Origin of the sequence: Phycobacter azelaicus (genome assembly GCF_014884385.1) — a bacterium.
Classification (GTDB): Bacteria; Pseudomonadota; Alphaproteobacteria; order Rhodobacterales; family Rhodobacteraceae; genus Phycobacter; species Phycobacter azelaicus.
Genome location: NZ_WKFH01000003.1, coordinates 184,886 through 205,202 on the forward strand (window position 1 = coordinate 184,886; position 20,317 = coordinate 205,202).

General features: G+C 58.7%; 19 protein-coding genes. 8 read left to right on the top strand and 11 right to left on the bottom strand.

Annotation, left to right across the window (positions count from 1 at the left end):
• Positions 1-73 precede the first annotated feature (73 nt).
• From INS80_RS02025 to INS80_RS02040, 4 genes are all read right to left on the bottom strand, one after another.
• Positions 74-946, bottom strand: coding sequence for a delta-class carbonic anhydrase (locus INS80_RS02025; RefSeq protein WP_192963949.1), 873 nt, complete (start codon positions 944-946; stop codon positions 74-76).
• 332 nt (positions 947-1,278) lie between these two features.
• A complete protein-coding gene (locus INS80_RS02030) occupies positions 1,279-4,320 on the bottom strand; it encodes an efflux RND transporter permease subunit (RefSeq protein WP_192963950.1) in 3,042 nt (1,013 codons plus the stop codon).
• 10 nt (positions 4,321-4,330) lie between these two features.
• Positions 4,331-5,341 (bottom strand): efflux RND transporter periplasmic adaptor subunit, encoded by a 1,011-nt coding sequence (locus INS80_RS02035; RefSeq protein WP_192967155.1) that lies wholly within the window; start codon positions 5,339-5,341, stop codon positions 4,331-4,333.
• A 44-nt stretch (positions 5,342-5,385) separates the two neighbouring features.
• Entirely contained in the window at positions 5,386-5,880 is a 495-nt protein-coding gene (locus tag INS80_RS02040) for a MarR family winged helix-turn-helix transcriptional regulator (RefSeq protein WP_226892535.1), read from the bottom strand.
• A 204-nt stretch (positions 5,881-6,084) separates the two neighbouring features.
• Here INS80_RS02040 and INS80_RS02045 point away from each other — a divergent pair, with 204 nt between their 5' ends.
• A complete protein-coding gene (locus INS80_RS02045; protein WP_192963951.1) occupies positions 6,085-7,209 on the top strand; it encodes a beta-ketoacyl-ACP synthase III in 1,125 nt (374 codons plus the stop codon).
• A 47-nt stretch (positions 7,210-7,256) separates the two neighbouring features.
• On the opposite strand, the gene INS80_RS02050 is transcribed toward INS80_RS02045, so the two are convergent.
• Complete coding sequence (locus INS80_RS02050) at positions 7,257-7,727, bottom strand: hypothetical protein (protein ID WP_192963952.1); 471 nt, start codon at positions 7,725-7,727, stop codon at positions 7,257-7,259.
• Between the two features lie 376 nt (positions 7,728-8,103).
• On the opposite strand from INS80_RS02050, the gene INS80_RS02055 reads away from it, so the two are divergent.
• Positions 8,104-8,706 carry a thymidine kinase gene (locus tag INS80_RS02055; RefSeq protein WP_192963953.1) on the top strand — a complete coding sequence of 201 codons (603 nt, stop codon included), beginning with the start codon at positions 8,104-8,106 and terminating at the stop codon, positions 8,704-8,706.
• Here INS80_RS02055 and INS80_RS02060 read toward each other — a convergent pair.
• From INS80_RS02060 to INS80_RS02080, 5 genes are all read right to left on the bottom strand, one after another.
• Positions 8,703-9,653 (bottom strand): 2-hydroxyacid dehydrogenase, encoded by a 951-nt coding sequence (locus INS80_RS02060; protein WP_192963954.1) that lies wholly within the window; start codon positions 9,651-9,653, stop codon positions 8,703-8,705. The genes INS80_RS02055 and INS80_RS02060 overlap by 4 nt on opposite strands.
• 3 nt (positions 9,654-9,656) lie before the next feature.
• Positions 9,657-9,995, bottom strand: coding sequence for a tRNA-binding protein (locus INS80_RS02065; protein ID WP_192963955.1), 339 nt, complete (start codon positions 9,993-9,995; stop codon positions 9,657-9,659).
• Complete coding sequence (proC, locus tag INS80_RS02070) at positions 9,988-10,803, bottom strand: pyrroline-5-carboxylate reductase (RefSeq protein WP_192963956.1); 816 nt, start codon at positions 10,801-10,803, stop codon at positions 9,988-9,990. Before proC ends, INS80_RS02065 begins: the two co-directional genes overlap by 8 nt.
• A 43-nt stretch (positions 10,804-10,846) precedes the next feature.
• Positions 10,847-11,347: a type III secretion system chaperone family protein gene (locus INS80_RS02075; protein ID WP_192963957.1), complete on the bottom strand. Its 501-nt coding sequence runs from the start codon at positions 11,345-11,347 to the stop codon at positions 10,847-10,849.
• A 348-nt stretch (positions 11,348-11,695) separates the two neighbouring features.
• Positions 11,696-11,944 (bottom strand): accessory factor UbiK family protein, encoded by a 249-nt coding sequence (locus INS80_RS02080; protein ID WP_192963958.1) that lies wholly within the window; start codon positions 11,942-11,944, stop codon positions 11,696-11,698.
• A gap of 109 nt (positions 11,945-12,053) precedes the next feature.
• Between INS80_RS02080 and lgt the strand changes: the two genes are divergently transcribed.
• The 4 genes from lgt to INS80_RS02100 all read left to right on the top strand — a co-directional run bounded on the left by lgt (position 12,054) and on the right by INS80_RS02100 (position 16,137).
• The gene (gene lgt, locus INS80_RS02085) at positions 12,054-12,953 is read left to right on the top strand and encodes a prolipoprotein diacylglyceryl transferase (protein ID WP_192963959.1); all 900 of its coding nucleotides are present in this window, start codon (positions 12,054-12,056) and stop codon (positions 12,951-12,953) included.
• Positions 12,950-14,017: a class I SAM-dependent methyltransferase gene (locus INS80_RS02090; RefSeq protein WP_192963960.1), complete on the top strand. Its 1,068-nt coding sequence runs from the start codon at positions 12,950-12,952 to the stop codon at positions 14,015-14,017. The genes lgt and INS80_RS02090 overlap by 4 nt, the downstream gene beginning before the upstream one ends.
• Positions 14,014-14,769, top strand: a complete 756-nt coding sequence (gene pgeF / locus INS80_RS02095) for a peptidoglycan editing factor PgeF (RefSeq protein ID WP_192963961.1) — start codon at positions 14,014-14,016, stop codon at positions 14,767-14,769. Before INS80_RS02090 ends, pgeF begins: the two co-directional genes overlap by 4 nt.
• 609 nt (positions 14,770-15,378) lie before the next feature.
• The gene (locus INS80_RS02100; protein ID WP_192963962.1) at positions 15,379-16,137 is read left to right on the top strand and encodes a Hint domain-containing protein; all 759 of its coding nucleotides are present in this window, start codon (positions 15,379-15,381) and stop codon (positions 16,135-16,137) included.
• A gap of 48 nt (positions 16,138-16,185) precedes the next feature.
• Here INS80_RS02100 and INS80_RS02105 read toward each other — a convergent pair whose 3' ends face one another.
• Positions 16,186-16,686 (bottom strand): Lrp/AsnC family transcriptional regulator, encoded by a 501-nt coding sequence (locus INS80_RS02105; protein WP_192963963.1) that lies wholly within the window; start codon positions 16,684-16,686, stop codon positions 16,186-16,188.
• A 223-nt stretch (positions 16,687-16,909) separates the two neighbouring features.
• Between INS80_RS02105 and trxB the strand changes: the two genes are divergently transcribed.
• Together trxB and INS80_RS02115 are read left to right on the top strand one after the other, a co-directional pair.
• Positions 16,910-17,851: a thioredoxin-disulfide reductase gene (gene trxB / locus INS80_RS02110; protein ID WP_192963965.1), complete on the top strand. Its 942-nt coding sequence runs from the start codon at positions 16,910-16,912 to the stop codon at positions 17,849-17,851.
• A 327-nt stretch (positions 17,852-18,178) separates the two neighbouring features.
• On the top strand, positions 18,179-20,254 hold the full coding sequence (locus INS80_RS02115; RefSeq protein ID WP_192963967.1) for a bifunctional sulfate adenylyltransferase/adenylylsulfate kinase: 2,076 nt from the start codon (positions 18,179-18,181) through the stop codon (positions 20,252-20,254).
• Positions 20,255-20,317 lie beyond the last annotated feature (63 nt).

Genomic DNA, 20,317 nt, shown 5'->3' on the forward strand with positions numbered 1-20,317 from the left:
CAAACCTACGAAACACCAGGTTGCGGAACGCTCGCGACAGGCACAGCCCCGCAACCGGTCCCCTCGTCAGTTTCTACCTTCCAAAATCCGACAAGAGATCCGGGTTGATGACAAGGTTGCGCACGCCATGGGCGTGGTCTTCATCAAAGGGGTTATACGCCAGCCACCGGGCCACTGATTGGATGCTGACCTTGGCTACCTTGGGCCGCACCGACCACGTCACCTGAAAGGGAGAACCTCTTTCGTTGTATCCCGGCCCGGTGGTTGAGCCGGCATATTCGACGGGGCGCCCGGTATCGGAGGGGATATTCACGGCTTGCGTCAGGCCGTTCATCTTTTGCAGTCGTGTCAGTTTAGTGAAATCAAGCGCCTCCTCGTCATTGACCAGCACTAAGACCTGAGCCTCGACCCGCAGCTGCGGATTCTTGATCGCCTCACTGAAGCAAGATCCCAGTGTTGGCCCCGGATCAACGCGGGCTGTGGTGAAGACATAATGCAGCTCGATCGTGTCACCCGGCACAAGACTGCCATGCTCGGTTTGTGCCACGGGTTCATCCAGCGGCGCGCGTTCCGCAATACTAAGGTCGCCCGAATACTTGAAACCTGTGCCGTGTCCCTGTCCGTCCCCGTTCCCGGCGTAAGTGGTGAACTCACCTCCACGGTGCTCGGCGCTTTCGTGGAAATGAATGTTACACAGGTTCATTTCAGTGTGAGGCGGCGCCGACGCGAACCGGACACGGTTACTACCACCGCTGCTGTCGATATCACGCGGGGACTGAGGGCCGTAGCCTGCAAAAAGCGTATTTTCCGAGAGACTGCGCCGCTGCTCTGCGATCACAGTGTCGTCGACATCATGCGCACCGGATGAAGCGGCAAAAGGCGCAGCACCAAGCACACAGGCCGATACGAATACCGCAGTGAAACACGTCTGTTTGCTCGAGGACATCAGGATCTCCCTCGTCGGGCGTTGAACCTTCGCGCGCGTGTGTTTTACACGTCAATCTTCGCATGAGTTTGCGCAAATGACAAATCTGGCGCTGCCTTAAAGGCCAAGCAGGTTTGACCAGCCCTGCGCTTTGGGGTCTGATGGTCAGCACCCCACTGACTTAGGAGCTCATCTAAATGCGCCTGTTTCTCATCATTGCCGGGCTGCTGACCCTATCTGCTTGTGACATTCCTCTGATCCCTCTGATTTGAGATCGCCTATACTGTCACTCGTAGAAAAGGCCCCGGATCACACCGGGGCCTTTCGTATTGTCTGTTCCAAATAGTGCAGGGTCAGGCTGCTACCGACTGACGTTTTTCGTCGCGGGAAAAGAAGATCAGATAGAAGACAGGCGCTGCAACGAGCGTGAGAACCGTTGCAAAGGCCAAACCGCCCATGATCGTGATCGCCATCGAAACGAAGAAGGCATCGCTCAGCAGCGGCAACATACCGAGGATCGTCGTCACCGCCGCCAGCATGACGGGCCGCAGACGCGACACCGAGGCTTCGACGATCGCTTCGCGCAGCGGGCGCCCCTCGGCGCGAACCAGGTCGATTTCCTCGACCAGAACGATCCCGTTCTTGATCAGCATGCCCGAGAGACTCAGCAGCCCTAGAAGCGCGGTAAAGGTGAAGGGCATTCCGGTTCCCAAGAGGCCGATCACCACGCCGTTCACGGACATCGGAACCAGCAGCCAGATGATCACCGGCTGGCGAATCGCATTGAACAGAAGCACGGATATCAGAACCATGATCAACAATGAGATCGGCAGTTGCGCGCCCAAGCTCTGGTTCGCCTCTGCGGAACTCTCATGCTCCCCGCCCCATTCCATCTGGTATCCAAGCGGCAACTCCATGTCCTCGATGCTGGAGCGGATCTGGCCAAAGACAGTTGCGGCCGTCACATCTGCCGAGATATCGGCACCTACGGTCAGAGTGAAAACCCGGTCCCGGCGATGGACAAGCGTGTTCTGAACCTGAACCTCGATTCCATCGATCATCTGTTCCAGGGGCAGAAAGCTGCTGGACGAAGATGAAAACACCAGTTGGTCCATGATGTTGGCTGGATCGTCCGGCGCGCGGCGAATGATGATCGGAATCAGTCGGTCCCGCTCGCGGAAAACCCCCGCCGTCATGCCATCGGTGGCGAATTGCAAGGCATCTGCGATATCTTCGCGCGCGATGCCAGCCGTTTGGGCACGATCTGTTGCGTAGATGGGCTGCAACACCAGCTCTTGTTCACGCCAGTTATGACGCACGCTCAGGATGTCGTCGGAGCTTTGCTCGAGGCGGGCCATGGCTTCATCGCCAAGTTGGCGCAGCACCTTTGGATCCGGCCCAGAGAAGCGGACCTGGATCGGATCGCCGCCGCCGGGGCCAAAGACCAGTCTTTTCGTGCGGAACTCCGCTTCGGGCAGTGCAGCCTTGCCAAAAGCCTCGAGTTCCGCCTGCAGCGCCGGGATCGCCTCAAGACTGGTGGCCTCAATGATCAGGTGACCATAGCTCGGATTTGCCTTCTCCGCCGAGTAGGTTAGCATGAAGCGGGTCGCACCCTGCCCCACAAAGGCCGAGGTCGAAATGACGTCGTCACGATCAGAGAGCCAGTCTTCGACCAAGCTGAGCTTATGTGATGTCGTATGGATCGAGGTGCCTTGCGGTAGCTTGAGATGCGCAAAGAACAGGGGCGTGTTGGAGTCAGGGAAGAAGGCCTGTTTCACCTGCCCAAAGCCCACGTAGCAGGCCGCGGTCAGCACGACCAACCCCACCACGACAAACCAGCGCAATTTGAGCGCAAGGCGCAAGGTGGTGCCATAGGCCCGGAAGATCAAACCACCATATTCATCGCCGCCCCCGCCGGTCCCGGTCTTGAAGAAGTAGTGTCCCAAAAGCGGTGTCGCCGTCAGCGCCAAAAGCCAGCTCAAAAGCAGTGAAATCGCGATCACCGCGAACAGCGAGAACATGAACTCTCCTGTTGCGTCCGGGCTAAGGCCTATGCCTGCGAAGGCCATGATCCCGATCACCGTCGCGCCCAACAGCGGGATCTGAGTCTTGCTTGCGGCCTCTTGCGCGGCATCGCGCGAGGATTTGCCGCGCGACATTGCGATCTGCATGCCTTCGGCCACAACAATCGCATTGTCCACCAGCATGCCCATGGCAATGATCAAAGCGCCGAGCGAAATGCGCTCCATCTCGATGCTGAAAAGGTTCATGAACAGCAGTGTGCCTACGACCGTCAGCAAAAGCGTTGCACCCACGACGACCGCGGCCCGCACCCCCATGAACAGTCCCAGAACCACAACCACGATGGCCACGGACATGGCAAGGTTCACCAGAAAATCGTTTGACGCCTGATCCACCACCACATGCTGCTGATAAATCGGCTGCAGGGACACACCAAAGGGGATGTCGCTGTCCAGCTGCGCCAATTTGGCATCGACGTTGTTACCCACATCAACGATGTTTTCAGATGCAATGCCCGCAACCCCAAGCGTAAAGGCTTCAGTGCCGTTATAGCGCACGATCAAGCTGGGGTCGGCCACACGGCCGCGATGAACCTTGGCCATGTCCACGACATTGATGACCTCGCCTTGCACACCGACGGACAGCCCGGCGATCTCGGACACACTGTCTGATCCGTCAGGCGCAATCATGCGCGTGTCAGTGTCACCAGCGTCCAGTTTACCCGCCTCGCGCACCGAGTTTGACGTGGCGATGGCATTGGCGATGGCATTCATGGGCACGTTAAGATTGACCGAAACCGCAAGATCCGGCTCCACATAGATTGCCTCGTCCGGAAGGCCTGAGACATCCACATCAGCGACGCCGTCCACCGTGAGCAATTCCCGCCTCAAAAATGTAGCCAACTCGTGTTTCTCGGCGTCGGTGAAGCCTTCGGCAGTGACGGCATAGAAAAGGCCGAACACATCTCCGAACGTGTCATTCACGTAGGGCTGGCTGGTGCCATCGGGCAAAGATCTGGAGGCATCGCGTATCTTGGCACGCAGTTTTGTCCAGACCGCCGGCAGCTCACTGCCGTCATAGGTCGATTTGATTTCAACCTCGATCAACGACTGACCGGGCTGGTTGATAGAAGTGATTGTGTCCACCTCGGCCATTTTTTGAATGGCCGACTCCAAAGGCTCCGAAACCTCCAAGGCGACTTGTTCTGCCGTTGCGCCCGGATACTGGGTGACGATGACCGCCTGTTTGATTGTAAAGGCGGGGTCCTCAAGCCGTCCAAGCGACAGAAAACCCCAGATCCCTCCGAAAAGAGCGATCAGCATGATCAACCACGTGTAAAGTGGCTTTTCGATCGACCCGCGTGCGATGTCCATTGTACCGCCCTCAGTTCGCGAAACCGGCAAAGCGGCGCACCGCTTGACCGTCACTCAGAGCATTGCCACCTGTCAGGACAACTTCCTCGCCGCCTTCAAGGCCGCTTTCTATTGAAAATCCACCATCGTGTGTGGGCGAAACCGTTACGGGCTGCCAGGTCACGGTTCCCTGATCGGCCCCAGTCGGCGAAAAGACCATCACACCGGTATTTCCCTCCGCGGATGTCACGATGGCGGTTGCAGGCAGGACGATGCCTTCTGCATTAGTTTCCACCTCTATGCGCACGGCAACCGACGCGCCCGGAAGGATCTGCCGGTCTTCGGGCGGTGCCAGACGGAAGGTCACGCGGTAGGTCTGTCCCACGCTGCTGGCCTCGGCATCAAATTCGAGGATCTCCACCGGGTAGGTCGCATCCCAACCCGGAAAGGACGCGGTAAATTCAACCTCATTGCTTTGGTCTGCCTGCTGGAACAGGATCTCGGGTACATCTACCTTGACGTGCAGTTCGGACATGTCGTGCAGGCGCACGATGGGCGTTCCGGCGCCCACGGTGGTGAAGTTGTCGACTTCGCGACTTGAAACCAAGGCGTCAAAAGGGGCCGTCAAGGTTGCATGCTTCAACTCGTATTCTGCATTTCTGAGGGCAACCCCAGCCAGGCCGGCTTGGGTCTCGGCATCATCGATCGACACCTGACTGACCGTCCCAGCTAGTTTTTCAAGCCGCGCTACAGTACGATCGGCCTGTTCCTTCTGCAATCTCGCCTGTTCCAACTGCAGCTCGAATGGCTCCAGATCCAGTTGCGCGACCATCTGCCCCTTGGGCACGACAAAGCCCTGGGCGACAGGAAACTTCACGACCTGCCCGGCAACCTGAAAGGCCAGATCCACGGATTGCTTTGCGGCAACCTGGCCAAAGAACTGCCGCTGGATCGTCATGCTGCCCGTCTGCGTCTGGAGCAGTTTCACCGGTTTGGCCACATCCTCTGCAGCCAGGACCGCAACTGGCAGGAAAGAGGCCATCGCCAGGAAAAACGCATACCGCGTCGTCAATTTCTTGAACCGTTTCATTCATTATCTCCTTTGGGGACCGAAGCTGCCGAATGCGCCCCCTGTCCCAGAATCGTATCATGGATTTTCTTGGATAGAGCCGCGAACCGGTCGATATCCGAGGCTGATAGGCCGGAAACACTGCGAAAAAGATCACCAAGCTGTCTTTGCAACATCAGGCGTACATGCTGCCCCCGCTCAGTCAATTGCAACAGGAGCGCACGACGGTCTTCCGGGTCTGCCGTACGTTCGACCAGCCCCTGCCCTTCCAACTGGTCTGCGGCCGCCGTAACCGAGGGCGCGCCGATCATTAGCAGGTGCGCCAAGGCCCCCATCCTGCGCGGGCGATCCAACTGGATCAGAAGCCGTGTCTCGATCCGGCCCAGACGCGGCGCAAGCGCTGCCTCGTCAATGGCATTGTCCATCTTCCAGGAAAACGCATAGATCCCCATCATGGCGCAGATCTCGGGCGACAGGCAGGGCGCGTCCTCGCTCATCTGTTTCTCCGCCATGGTGTGTGTGCGCCTTGTTGCAGATTGCAAATAATCGGAGGGTTCAAGGATTCGCACCACATTACTTCAGAAGCTGAACTTTTCACGTGAATAAGTTCACACATCGCGCTGATCTTGCCCCAGGGGCAAGTACGGACGGCCCTTGACGTTCCATCCTCAAAGTGCCCACATATGCGGCACTTCAAACATTTTGGGTTCCTCGCAATGTTCACAGCTGCCATCACCGGCACCGGGGTCTTTACCCCCTCACAGTCCATCACAAACGCAGAGCTGGTGGAAGCTTTTAACGCCTATGCCGACCGCATGAATGCACAGAATGCCGAAGCGATCTCTGCAGGCGAGATGGAGCCGATGCAGCATTCCTCCGAAGAATTCATCCTCAAGGCGTCGGGTATCGAGCAGCGTTATGTCATGGACAAATCCGGCATCCTGGACCCCGAGGTGATGCACCCCCTGCTGCGCCAGCGCAGCGATGACGAGCCCGGTATCATGGCGGAAATGGCCGTGGATGCCGCGAACAAGGCTCTGGCGCAGGCCGGAAAAACGGCTGCGGACGTGGATGTCGTGATCTGCGCTGCTTCCAACATGGAGCGGGCCTACCCGGCGGTGGCCATCGAGATTCAGAAGCTGCTTGGCATCAATGGCTTTGCTTTTGACATGAACGTCGCCTGCTCCTCAGCCACCTTTGGCTTGCAGGTGGCGGCGGACATGATCCGATCCGGTAGCATACGCTCAGCGCTTGTGGTCAACCCGGAGATCTGCTCGGGCCATCTGGAGTGGCGCGACCGCGACTGCCATTTCATCTTTGGCGATGTGGCGACCGCAACATTGGTGGAGCGCATCGAAGATGCCAAAGGCCCTCATTTCGAGATACTGTCAACCCGCTGCGCCACCGAGTTTTCCAACAACATCCGCAACAATAACGGCTTCTTGCGCCGCTCCCGCCCTGATGGGGTGAAGGATCGCCGCGACATGCAGTTCATGCAGAACGGGCGCAAGGTGTTCAAGGAGGTGCTGCCCATGGTCAGCGACCACATCACCCGGCATCTGAGCGACAGCGGCGCGTCACGCGACAATCTGAAACGGCTATGGTTACACCAGGCGAACAAATCGATGAACGATTTCATCGGTAAAAAGGTTCTCGGCCGCACCCCGACTGCCGAAGAGCAGCCCAACATCCTGCAGGAGTACGCCAATACTTCGTCGGCCGGATCAATCATCGCGTTTTCGCAGAACTCCGACGATATGGCCGATCAAGAGATGGGCCTTATCTGTTCCTTTGGCGCAGGGTATTCTGTCGGCTCAGTCCTGCTGCGCCGACATAGCTAAGCCGCGAGTTGGCCGCCTGATTGTCGCAGCCTCTGCGCCAGCAGCGATCAGGCGCTTTCTTCTTCGAGATGCAGTTTCATCTCCAGCAGGACCTGTTGCAGCAGCACGGTCTCGCGCAGCAACCGCTTTGCCTCATTCACAGTGATGATGCCATCGGCGATGGCTTCCTGATACTCGCTCATCAGAGTCGCAAACCGCTGACTGAGCGCAATCACGTCGGCATTCACACCGCCATTGCTCCGCGTCGCAGTTCCCTCTTCATCGTCAGAACTGGCGTATGACAGAGTGATATTCTTGAGGTCTGCAAGGGCCGCGGTCACATGCGGAAAAGATGCTGCACCTTCCAGCTTGGCGACAGAATCCACCGGCATGAAACGCTCGGCATGTTCGGCATTGTCGGAATAATAGCGGCCCAGCGTGGCCTTCGATTTGCCGGTTATCTGACAGGCAGCCTCAATGCCGACGTCCTTGACCAGGGCCTCAGTATGCTTCTTCAGGTACGTACAAATATCTGCCATGTAGTCTCACTAAATCGCGGCTCCCCGGGGCGGGGAACGAAATCATCAATTTCCCATGCTATTGTTTTATCTGAATTGCAATACTTGATCCATCCCTTGCGTTTTCAGGGATTTAACCAGTGTCCCCGATGCCATTTCTTGCATCCTTTGGGAAGAAGCACCTTTGTGAGTGAGGTTGGGCTTCTAACTATTGTCGAAGGCGACGCCTGCCTGTGTGCGTGGGCGTAAGGCGCCGCCTTCTGGTTTCTGCGTCCTTGTCGGTTTTTGTTCTATCCATCCCCAGGGCCTGCTGCGGCCCGGATCAGACAGAGCCCGTGCAAGGGCGCAATTCGTTTTTGCGGTTCACTCCTTTGAAACCAGAGGCTAAACCGCGAGCATGGCAAAGCTCTATTTTCACTACTCAACCATGAATGCGGGCAAATCGGCGGTGCTGCTTCAGGCCTCGCACAACTACCGCGAGAACAACATGGAAACCTACCTTCTGACCGCACGGATCGATGAGCGCGCCGGGCAAGGACGGATCGCCTCGAGGATCGGCATCAGCGAGACAGCAGATGTGTTTTCGGCGAATGATGATCTGTTCGAGCGGATCAAGACCCGTCTGGATCAAGGGAAACTGGCAAGCATCTTTGTTGATGAAGCGCAGTTTCTCTCTCCCGAGCAGGTCTGGCAGTTGGCCCGCGTGGTGGACGACCTGGGTGTCCCGGTCTTGTGCTATTGGCTGCGGGTCGATTTCCAGGGCAAGCTATTTCCCGGATCTGCCACGCTCTTGGCCCTCGCCGACGAAATGCGCGAAGTGCGTACCATTTGCCACTGCGGAAAGAAGGCGACCATGGTCATTCGTCAAGACGAGCAAGGCCGCGCCATCACGACGGGCGATCAGGTGCAGATCGGCGGCAATGAGACCTATGTTTCACTCTGCCGCCGTCACTGGCGTGAGGCCGTCGGCGATAGAGGAACCGCCTCCCGAGCCTGTTAAACAGGATTGGGTAGAGGCATGCCCGCCATAAAGGCAGCAACGTTGTCCAGGGCCATATGCCCCATATTCGTGCGCACTTCTTCCGTCGCGGTTCCCAGATGTGGTAGCAGGGTCACAGTATCCAGCTCTCGCAGGGCTTCCGGCACCTTGGGTTCGAACTCGTAGACATCAAGCCCCGCCCCGGCAAGCCGCTTGTCCTGCAACGCAGCAATCAAAGCGCTCTCTTTCACGATCTCGCCCCGGGCGATATTAATCAGATGTGCATGCGGCTGCATCGCGGCAAGAACGCCTTCATCAACCATGTGCAGCGTTTGGGGGCCGCCCGGCACCGCGACCACCAGAAAATCGACCTGAGAGGCCATCTCGACCACAGAGGCGCAGCGGGTAACAGGGTAGCCCGGCTCCTTTTCGCTGCGCGCGGTGTAAAGCACGTTCATACCAAAGCCAAAATGACAGCGCCGCCCGATGGCCGCACCGATACGGCCAAGGCCGATGATGCCAACGGTCTTGCCGGTCACGTGCTGCCCCAGCATCTGGGTCGGGTGCCAGCCCTCCCATTTGCCCGAGCGCACCAGCCGCTCCCCCTCGCCCGCGCGGCGTGCCGACATGAGGATCAGGGTCATGGCAATATCTGCGGTGGCATCGGTGACAGCACCGGGCGTATTCGTTACCGCGATACCGGCAGCCTCGGCTGCCTGTGTATCTATATGATTGTATCCCACTCCAAAATTGGCCAGCAAACGGCAGCGCGCATTAGGAACGCTCGACACCACATCAGCCGAGAACAGATCGCCAAGCGTCGGCATCACGACATCATAATCCCGCAGGGCACGCTCCATTTCCGTGCGGCTGAGCACGCCTGTATCAGGGCGAATATCCACATCGAATTCAGCCCGCGCCCGTGCTTCGACTGCGGCGGTCATCGGCCGTGTGATCCAGAGTTTCATGGGTCAATGCATCCTTCCGCCAAGGGGAACCGGTCCGTCGGGGCCAATCAGGCGGATCTCGCCCGCCGCATCCGGCAGTCCAAGAACCAGCACCTCGGACATGAATTTGCCAATCTGGCGGGGCGGGAAGTTCACCACGGCCAACACCTGTTTCCCCACCAGCGTTTCCGGCGTGTAGTGCGCGGTCACCTGAGCCGAGGTCTTTTTTTCACCGATCTCGTCGCCGAAATCGACCCACATCTTGATCGCCGGCTTGCGCGCTTCTGGATAAGGCTCTGCCCGCACCACCTTGCCGACGCGGATATCGACCTTCAGGAAATCATCAAAGGTAATCTCAGCCACCAGACAGCTCCTTGGATCGGTTGGCCGCTGCCGCCACCGCACGGGTCAAGAGGTCCGGAAACCCGGTCTCTTTGTCCATCAGAACCTCGAGCGCGGCCTGCGTGGTTCCATTGGGGCTGGTCACATTTATGCGCAGTTGCTCAGGGCTTTCGTCCGCCGCCTCTGCCAATGCCCCCGCGCCCGCCACAGTGGCCTTGGCCAACTGCATAGCCAGAGCCGCAGGCAGGCCCTGCGCCTCGCCAGCGGCGGCCATTGCTTCGATCAGGTGGAAGACATAGGCCGGACCAGATCCACTGACGCCGGTTACTGCATCCATTTGTTCTTCGGATTGCAGACGGACAGTCTGGCCGATGGCCGACAGCAAGGCTTCGGCCATATCGATATGGTGCTCACCGCTTTGGCCATTCCCGATTAGGGCCGTGATGCCGCGCCCGATGGCCGCAGGCGTGTTTGGCATGGCGCGCACGATCGGCGTCTTGTCCCCCAGCATGGCCTCATAACTCGCGCAGGAGATCCCTGCCGCCACCGAAATGAACAGTGTATCGCCATTGCCCAGCGCCTTGAGAGCTGGCAGCGCATCACCCATCATCTGCGGTTTGACAGCAATCAGAACGATGGCCGGATTTTCCGGAAGGCCCTGGTTGATCGCGACACCCGTGCCCTTCAGCCAGTCAGACGGATAAGGGTCAAGTACCCAGACCGACGATGCAGGCAACCCGCCCTCCAGCCAACCCGCCAGCATGGCCGAGCCCATCTTGCCGCAGCCCAGCAGAACGAGCCCCCGCCCAGCGATTGCATTCATGTCCATGGTTTTGCCCCCAGTGTTCGTTTCTCACCCTCGGGACACAGGTTTATGCGCGACCGTAGGCCTCTGCAATGGCCACCTGCAAAGACTCGCTTGGGGACTGGCCAGCCCAGGTTGTAAGTTGCACAGCCGGGTAATAGCGCTCGCTGTTGGACACGGCCGCATGGATCATCGCATCAATCTGGCTTGGGCTGGCCGCCTGACCACCCGACAGGATCAGACCATAGCGATAAAGCATGAGCTTGTGCTCGGCCCAATAGGTAAAGGCACCGGCCCAGCATTGGTCATTGATCAGGTTCAACAACTCATAGAGCTGCGGCAGCTTCTCCTCGGGCGGATCCATTTCAAAGCTGCAGACCAAACGCAGGGTTTCCTCAAAGCCAGACCAAGCCAAGGTGACCGAGTAGGTGCGCCACTGCCCTTCGACCGCCATGGCGATCTGATCATCGCCGATACGGTCGAAATCCCAGTCGTGGTGGGACGCGATGTTTTCGACGATGTCGATGGGGTGAATGTCGTCTTCCAGATGATGCTCGGATAGGGCCATGATGCCACCTCTCTGGTATCTAGCATGGGACCTCTACGGGCCCGCAAGAGCTAGCTTTGCGCTCAAAGGACCGGGGAGGCATCCCCGCTCCCATACTAGATATGGTGGCCGTGCAGGAGCAGGCTGGCAACCCTTTATTTGGGGATATCTGCAATAAGTTGTGGATGAAGTGAAAAGTGACCCAAAATGTCGGCAAGGTGCCTTGGGTACGTCTTGCAGGACCTGCATGAGTTAGGTGGCAGCCAAAGAGCGCCACCAAGAGGTTCATGAGAATGAGCCAATAAAAGGGCCTCCTGCGCTATGGGGCGCAGAAAAGCCCTTCTTGCTTTCTGCGACACACTGGCGCGGTCAGCCCTTCGACACCGCCTCCAGTGCATCAAGGCGAGCCTTCAGCGCTTCGTTTTCCTCGCGCGCTTTTTGCGCCATGGCACGCACTGCATCGAATTCCTCGCGGGTCACAAAATCGCGATCCGCCAGCCAGCGGTCGATCATGCTTTTCATCGCGGTTTCGGCTTCTTCACGCGCACCGTGGGCCACACCCATGGCATTGGTCATCAACTGGGAAATATCATCCAGGATCTTGTTGCGGCTTTGCATCGTTGTCTCCAATTCAGGCTTATGCCCTATATGGGCAACCTAAGGGCCATGGGCAAGCCATTGCCGAGCACCGTTGACTTCCCTTCCCCGGCAAAGGCATTGAGTGGCCATGCACGCGATGATCAAATTCCCCGACCTTTCGCCCGAGATTTTCTCCATCTCCCTATTTGGCATGGAGTTTGCTCTGCGCTGGTATGCATTGGCTTATATTTTCGGCATTTTGATAGCCTGGCGCCTTGCCGTTATGGCTTTGAAACGTCCTGCGCTCTGGCCCGGCGGACAATCTCCGATGCGGCCCGCCCAGGTTGAGGACTTGCTGACATGGATCATTCTCGGCGTCATCCTGGGCGGGCGCCTTGGCTTTGTTCTGTTCTATCAGCCCGAATACTACCTCGCAAACCCGTCGCAGATCCTGCGCATCTGGGAAGGCGGCATGGCCTTTCATGGCGGTTTGATCGGTGTTGTTCTGGCCTCATGGATCTACGCGAGCCGCCACGACATCCCAAAACTCCAGATAGCGGACCTTGTCGCATTTAGCGTGCCCTGGGGGCTGCTGCTGGGTCGGCTGGCAAACTTCATCAATGCTGAACTATGGGGCCGCCCGACCGACCTACCCTGGGGCGTTGCCTTTCCCGGTCAGGCTGCTCAGGACTGCGGGCAGGCGCTGGGAGAAATCTGCGCGCGCCACCCTTCGCAGCTTTATGAGGCAGCACTCGAAGGGTTGATCCTTGGCCTTGCCTTGCTTTGGCTTGTGTTCCGGCGCAAGGCCTTTCTCGCGCCGGGTCTTGCCCTAGGAACCTTCCTCGCAGGATATGGGCTTGCGCGCTTTGTGGTCGAATTCGTCCGCCAGCCCGATGCGCAATTTGTTTCTCCGGGCAACCCCCTTGGACTCGCGTTTCATTTGAATGGCTACGGGCTGACCATGGGACAAATGCTATCACTGCCGATGATCGCTCTTGGCCTTGCCTTTGCCTTCCATGCCGTGCGCAGCAAAAGGCCTGCGACATGAACCTGCTGAATCACCTCATCGCCCGCATCGACATTGACGGCCCCTTGAGCCTCGCTGACTATATGGCCGAGTGCCTGCTGAACCCGAAGTATGGCTACTATAGCACACGAGATCCTCTCGGCGCCTCGGGGGATTTCATCACTGCGCCCGAGATCAGCCAGATGTTTGGCGAGCTGATCGGGCTGTGCCTTGCGCAGACTTGGCTTGATCAGGGATGTCCTGCGCCTTTCACTCTTGCCGAGCTTGGCCCTGGTCGCGGCACGCTGATGGCAGATCTGCTGCGGGCCACCCGCGCCGTTCCCGGCTTCCACGACGCTCTGGATCTGCACCTTGTCGAGGCGTCGCCTGCCTTGCGGCAGCTCCAGTCCGACACACTAAAGGACTATGCGCCGAATTGGCATGACGGCATCGAGACCCTGCCGCAGCAGCCCCTGTTCGCGGTGGCAAACGAGTTTTTCGACGCCCTGCCAGTACGCCAGTTCCTGCGCGACGGGATCGGCTGGCGGGAAAGACGCGTCGGCCTTTCGGATGGGGCGCTCTCTTTTGGGCTTGGTCCGATTGTGGAACAGTCGGCGCTCAGCCACCGCATTGAAGACACACAAGATGGCGATCTGGTTGAGCTCTGTGAGGCCGCCGCTCCGATCACTGGAGCCATCTCGGAGCGAATTGCCGCCCATGGCGGTACAGCGCTGATCATAGACTATGGCGATTGGCGCTCGCTGGGAGACACGCTACAGGCCTTAAGGAATCACGCGCCTTGCGACCCGCTGGAGGCGTCTGGCATGGCCGATCTGACCACCCATGTGGACTTTGAAACCCTATGCGTTGCTGCAGAATCCGCAGGATGCGCCTTTTCGCGTCTCACCCCGCAAGGCGTCTTCCTTGAACGCCTTGGCATCACTGACCGCGCGCGCGCCCTTGCCGCGGCGCTGCAGGGTGACGCACTGAAGAACCTAATTGCAGCACATAGGCGGTTGACGCACCCCGAGGAAATGGGAAACCTGTTCAAAGTGCTGGGCCTTTACCCCGCCACCGCGACACCTCCACCGGGGCTGCAGTCATGACTCTGGAAATTCTTACATCGGACCTGCTGTCGCCGCTCCGCCACGGGTTTTTCACCCGCCGCGGCGGTGCATCCTCCGGCATTTTTGAGGGTCTGAACTGCGGTCTAGGGTCCTCCGACCAACGTCAGGCAGTCGAGCTTAACCGAGCACGGGTGGCAGCAGCCATGCAGGTTTCTCCGGAGCATCTGGCGCGGGTGAACCAGGTGCACTCCGCAGACGTAGCCGTGATTCAAGAGGCTACAAAACCGCCTGTTTCCGCAGATGCCATGGTCACGAACGTTCCCGGCATTGCCCTGTCAATTCTGACGGCAGACTGTCAGCCCGTTCTCTTTGCAGACCAGGAAGCCGGAGTGATTGGCGCTGCCCATGCCGGTTGGCGGGGCGCGCTGGATGGCATCCTTGAAGCGACAATCGACGCGATGGTGAACCTGGGCGCCGAACGAGAGCGCATCAAAGCCGCAATCGGCCCGACGATCTCGCAAAATGCCTACGAGGTGGGGCCGGAATTCTTTGAAGATTTCATGGCGGAAAACCCTGACAATGCCCGTTTCTTTGCCAATGGTACGGGCGACAGGTTCCTTTTTGATCTGCCTGGCCTTGGTCTTCAAAGACTTCGCAGTGCCGGCATCGCTGAGGCCGAGTGGACCCGCCATTGCACCTACAGCGACCCGAAACGGTTCTACTCCTACCGGCGTACAACCCATGAAGAACAGGCCGACTATGGCAGACTGATGTCCTGCATTCGCCTTTAGGCCCAGCGCGACAGCGGCTCCTTCCCCGCGGAGATCTGCTCTTTCCCAATGCACGGGGCAGTGCATCTCCTGACTCCCTAGGGGCCAACGAAGGTGACGCCGACCGCGCGTTCTGCCGGGCCTTTTCCATGCCTGCGCCATATTCGCGACGCATTGATTACCGATAAAGGGTCTCGAACCGAGACGGTCTAATACGGAAACGGCAGGAGCCCTCAATGAAAGCCAGAACCCGATTCCTCGCATCGATTGTTGCGACTGCCAGAACTGAGGCCTGCGTGATGCCATGGCAAAGAGGCCCGGTGCGTGCCGCAACCATCGGGCGGCGCAGGGCGAGCCTATGTCTTTGCAGATATGCCTGAGAATAGCGTGCACATCCGAAGCGCGAATTCTCCGACAGCAATCCGAAAAGCAGAACGCTCGGGGCTGATTTTTTGCGACCACTTTCTTTCCTTGTAGGGTTTTCTTCAGGAATGAATGGTCCTCTGTGCGGTGGGAGCGGTATCGATGCCTTGCGCGCTTGATCCGTCTGAGCGTTCGGTTTCGTTCTGGCAGGTGCCTGCCAGGGCGCCATGTTTCGGGCGCGATGTGAAGTGAGAAAGGCCTGACGTCATGAATACGCCACAATCGTTACAACACGCGGCTGCAGCAGCCGCGGAAGCGACGGCTCTGTTGCAGGATCCTGCCGCTCTGCGCATGACGAACAGACCACAGTTGCGCCGCTATGAGGTGAGCGCACTTCTGTCCAATGGCAGTATTGCAGAAACCCGCCACATCGCCCCCGCCCTTCCGCTTTTCGAGAACGCCTTTTGTGCTTTTTCGCGCGGCTCTCTGGTGCAGACCGACATGGGCCCTGTCGCCGTGGAGGACCTGTGGCCGGGAGACCGGATTGCGACACAAGACGGCAAGCATCAACCGCTGGTCTGGAAAGGCTCTACAAGTCTGGTGCCGGCCCGGGCAGATTCCAAAGGCCAAAGACACCCCCTCACAAGTTTCATGGCTGATAGCTTTGGAATGCAAAAGCCAATGTCTTGTGTCGTCGCCGGTCCGGCCGCCAGGCTGCTTTGTACACCACCCCATTTGCGCGCAAACGCTCAGGACACGGAACTCCTTACGCCCGTACAGGCGTTTCAGGACGGCATGAATATTTTTGAAACCGCACCGCCGACAGCGATCGAGCTATATCACCTCTGCCTGCCTGCACACGCCGTGATCCAGGTCGGAGGGCTTCCTTTCGAAAGCTATCATCCGGGGCCGAATGCGCTGCATCTGGTCAGCTACCCGATCAAAACACTGTTCCTGAACATGTTCAGCCATGCTGACTGTATCGCGGACTTTGGCCCTTTGGCATTCGAACGCGCTGATACCTAGGTCACGACGAGTCAGTTGCTGGCGCTAGCTCTCAAGCCCACGCGCGCCTCAGGCCTCACGCGCTAGACGATCTTCCAAAACGTCAAAGGGCACACCCGGCTCGTCCTTGGCGCCGCGGATCACCAATGACGTCTTTACACTGGCGACATTCGGGGTGGTCAGCAACTCCCCCGTCAAAAAGCTCTGAAAGGTACTGAGGTCGGGTGAGACGCATTTCAGGATAAAGTCCACCTCGCCGTTCAACATGTGGCACTCCCTCACCAACGGCCAGCTGCGGCATTTTTCCTCAAACGCGCTTAACTCTGCCTCGGCCTGACTTTCAAGACCTACCATGGCGAAGACCTGTACCTCAAAGCCCAACTCGCGACTGTTGACCTCTGCGTGATAGCCCCGGATCAATCCGGCTTCTTCAAGAGCCCTCACGCGCCGCAGGCAGGGCGGTGCCGAAATACCAACCCGTTTGGCAAGCTCAACATTGGTCATGCGCCCGTCGGCCTGCAGCTCCGACAAAATCTTGCGATCAATCGGATCAAGGCGTGTAGTGACCATTGTGAAGGCTCCCGTCTTTTTTCGTTTCTTATATCAGCGCCAATGCAGCGCGCAATAATATTTCACCGCGGCGAAATATTCTTTGCGGCAGAAGAATTCAAGCGGCCTAAGATAACGGCACCGTCATGAAGACAATGCCGGGGGTTTAAGCGCCCCTGCTCTAACGCTATATGCGGTTCCTGATGGCGGCATGACCGCTTGGCAATGCATCTGGGGAATCAAAATGAGCGAAACGCGCCACACCAAGGTATTGATTATTGGATCGGGTCCGGCTGGCTATACGGCCGGCGTCTATGCGTCGCGCGCGATGCTGGAGCCCATCCTTGTGCAGGGTATCGAACCAGGTGGCCAGCTGACCACCACCACCGAGGTCGAGAACTGGCCCGGCGACACAGAGGTTCAGGGCCCCGACCTGATGGTGCGGATGCAGGATCATGCCAAGGCGATGGGATGCGAGATCATCGGCGACATCGTCACCGATCTTGACCTCAGCGAGCGCCCCTTCACCGCCACGGGCGACAGCGGCACCACCTACACCGCCGATGCCGTGATTCTGGCAACCGGAGCCCGCGCCAAATGGCTGGGCCTGCCGTCAGAGGAAAAGTTCAAGGGCTTTGGCGTATCGGCTTGTGCGACGTGTGATGGGTTCTTCTACCGCGGGCAAGAGATCGTCGTGATCGGCGGCGGCAACACTGCCGTGGAAGAGGCGCTGTTCCTGACCAACTTCGCCTCCAAGGTCACGCTGATCCACCGCCGCGACGAGCTGCGTGCCGAAAAGATCCTACAGGACCGGCTGATGAAGAACCCCAAGATCGAGCCCCTGTGGTTCCACGAGCTGGATGAGGTGGTCGGCTCCGACAGCCCGCTGGGCGTCGAAGCCGTGAAGGTCAAGAACGTGCAAACCGGTGAGATTTCCGAAATCCCCTGCAAGGGCGTCTTTGTGGCCATCGGCCATGCCCCTGCGACAGAACTGGTCAAGGACGTGCTTGAGCTGCACAACGGCGGCTATGTCAAGGTAAAGCCCGGCTCGACCGAAACCTCTGTTCCCGGCGTTTTTGCAGCAGGTGACCTGACCGATCACAAGTACCGTCAAGCGGTGACATCCGCCGGCATGGGCTGCATGGCAGCATTGGACGCCGAACGCTTCCTTGCCGAGCAGGACTAAGCCACACCGTTATCCGTCAGCACCAGCCCCTCAGGACAAGTGCTGACGGAATTGCCCTCTCGTGGGCACTCTCTCCTTTCCAATTCTTCAAGCCTTACCCAAGCGAAGACGGCGTGGCCGGCCCGCCAACTGAGGCCGTTCACCCACCTGCCCCCCGAGTTTGATCAAGGTACCGTCCCGACTTTGACCACTCACGGGACACAGTGTTCCATTTCTACGAGGATTGGGAAAACAGCGGACTTAAATCCACCAGCCAACACAATAAAAGCTTCAAATCAGCATGCTCATATGCAAAGCGTTCATCCGTGAACATACTTTGAGTCGTCAATGCCAACCACCACACCACCCAGCTCGCCGGAGGAGGAGGATCTCCTGTTTCGGATGCTGCGCCAGCTTGAAGCGGCTCCGGACGCCCCCCAGCGTGCGACTGCTAAGGCTTTGGGTGTGTCCCTTGGTCGCCTGAACGCCGCTTTGCGGGCAGCAGCCGATAAAGGGCTGGTGAAGATTACCGAACGCGATGGCCCCGACAGGCGCCAGCGCTTTGCCTACGAGATCACGACCCGGGGCGCGGCAGAGCAGATTCGCCTCAGAGACAATTTCCTGATCCGCAAATTCGCCGAGTATGACGCTCTGCACGCGGAGCTCACCGGCACGACCAGCGGCCTAGAACCTTTCAAGCATAGGACCAAATTCATGGACAACAACCTTGCCCCCATTCCCGAGCTATTTGTCTCCTACGACAGCGCACAAAAATTGAAGGTCGAGGCGGCAGATCTTACCAGCCACGACCTGACACCGCGCCAGATCTGCGATCTGGAACTCTTGATGAACGGTGGCTTCAACCCGCTGAAGGGCTTCCTGAGCGAAGCAGACTACGACAGCGTGGTGGAAAACATGCGCCTGGCAGATGGTACGCTCTGGCCGATGCCGATCACGCTGGATGTGTCCGAAGACTTTGCCGACACCATCGAATTGGGTCAGGACATCGCCCTGCGTGACCAAGAAGGCGTCATCCTCGGAACGATGACTGTGACTGACAAATGGGAGCCGAACAAATCGCGCGAAGCCGAAAAGGTCTTTGGCGCCGATGACGAAGCTCACCCGGCAGTGAACTATCTGCACAACACCGCGGGCAAGATCTACCTCGGCGGTCCCGTGACCGGCATCCAGCAACCTGTTCACTATGATTTCCGCGGTCGTCGCGATACCCCGAACGAGCTGCGTGCCTACTTCCGCAAGATGGGCTGGCGCAAGGTCGTGGCCTTCCAGACCCGCAACCCGCTGCACCGCGCCCACCAGGAGCTGACTTTCCGCGCCGCGCGCGAAGCCCAGGCCAACCTGTTGATCCACCCCGTTGTGGGCATGACCAAACCGGGCGATGTGGATCACTTCACCCGGGTGCGCTGCTACGAGGCGGTTCTGGACAAGTATCCGGCGGCCACCACTTCGATGAGCCTTTTGAACCTTGCCATGCGCATGGCCGGTCCGCGTGAAGCGGTTTGGCACGGGCTTATCCGCGCAAACCACGGCTGCACCCACTTCATCGTCGGCCGCGACCACGCCGGCCCCGGCAAAAACTCCGCCGGCGAAGACTTCTATGGCCCATATGACGCGCAGGACCTTTATCGCGCGCATCAGTCGGAAATCGGCTGCGAAATGGTGGACTTCAAGCACATGGTCTATGTGCAGGAACGCGCCCAGTACGAACCCGCCGACGAGATCGCAGACAAGGATGACGTGACCATCCTCAACATCTCGGGCACCGAGCTGCGCCGCCGTCTGGCCGAAGGCCTGGAAATCCCCGAATGGTTCTCCTTCCCCGAAGTGGTGGCCGAGCTGCGCAAGACCAAGCCACCGCGCAGCCAGCAAGGCTTCACCGTCTTCTTCACCGGCTTCTCAGGTTCTGGCAAATCCACCATTGCGAACGCTCTAATGGTCAAACTGATGGAGATGGGCGGTCGTCCGGTTACGCTGCTGGATGGCGATATCGTTCGCAAGAACCTGTCGTCTGAACTGGGCTTTTCCAAAGAGCACCGGGACCTCAACATCAAGCGCATCGGCTATGTGGCCTCCGAAATCACCAAGAACGGCGGGATTGCCATCTGCGCGCCGATCGCGCCCTACGCGGCCACCCGCCGCCATGTGCGCGAAGAGATCGAGCAATACGGCGCATTCGTGGAAGTCCACGTTGCAACCTCCATCGAAGAGTGCGAACGCCGCGACCGCAAAGGCCTCTACAAGCTCGCCCGAGAAGGCAAAATCAAGGAGTTCACCGGTATCTCGGATCCGTATGACGTTCCGCAGAATCCGGAACTGAGCGTCGAGACAGAGAATGTCGACGTGGACAACTGCGCCCACCAGGTTCTCTTGAAGCTGGAAAGCATGGGCCTGATCAGCGCCTGATCCTGATCGCCCCTGTCACATTTTCTATCGGCCCGCCCATTGGCGGGCCGAATGCGTTGCAGC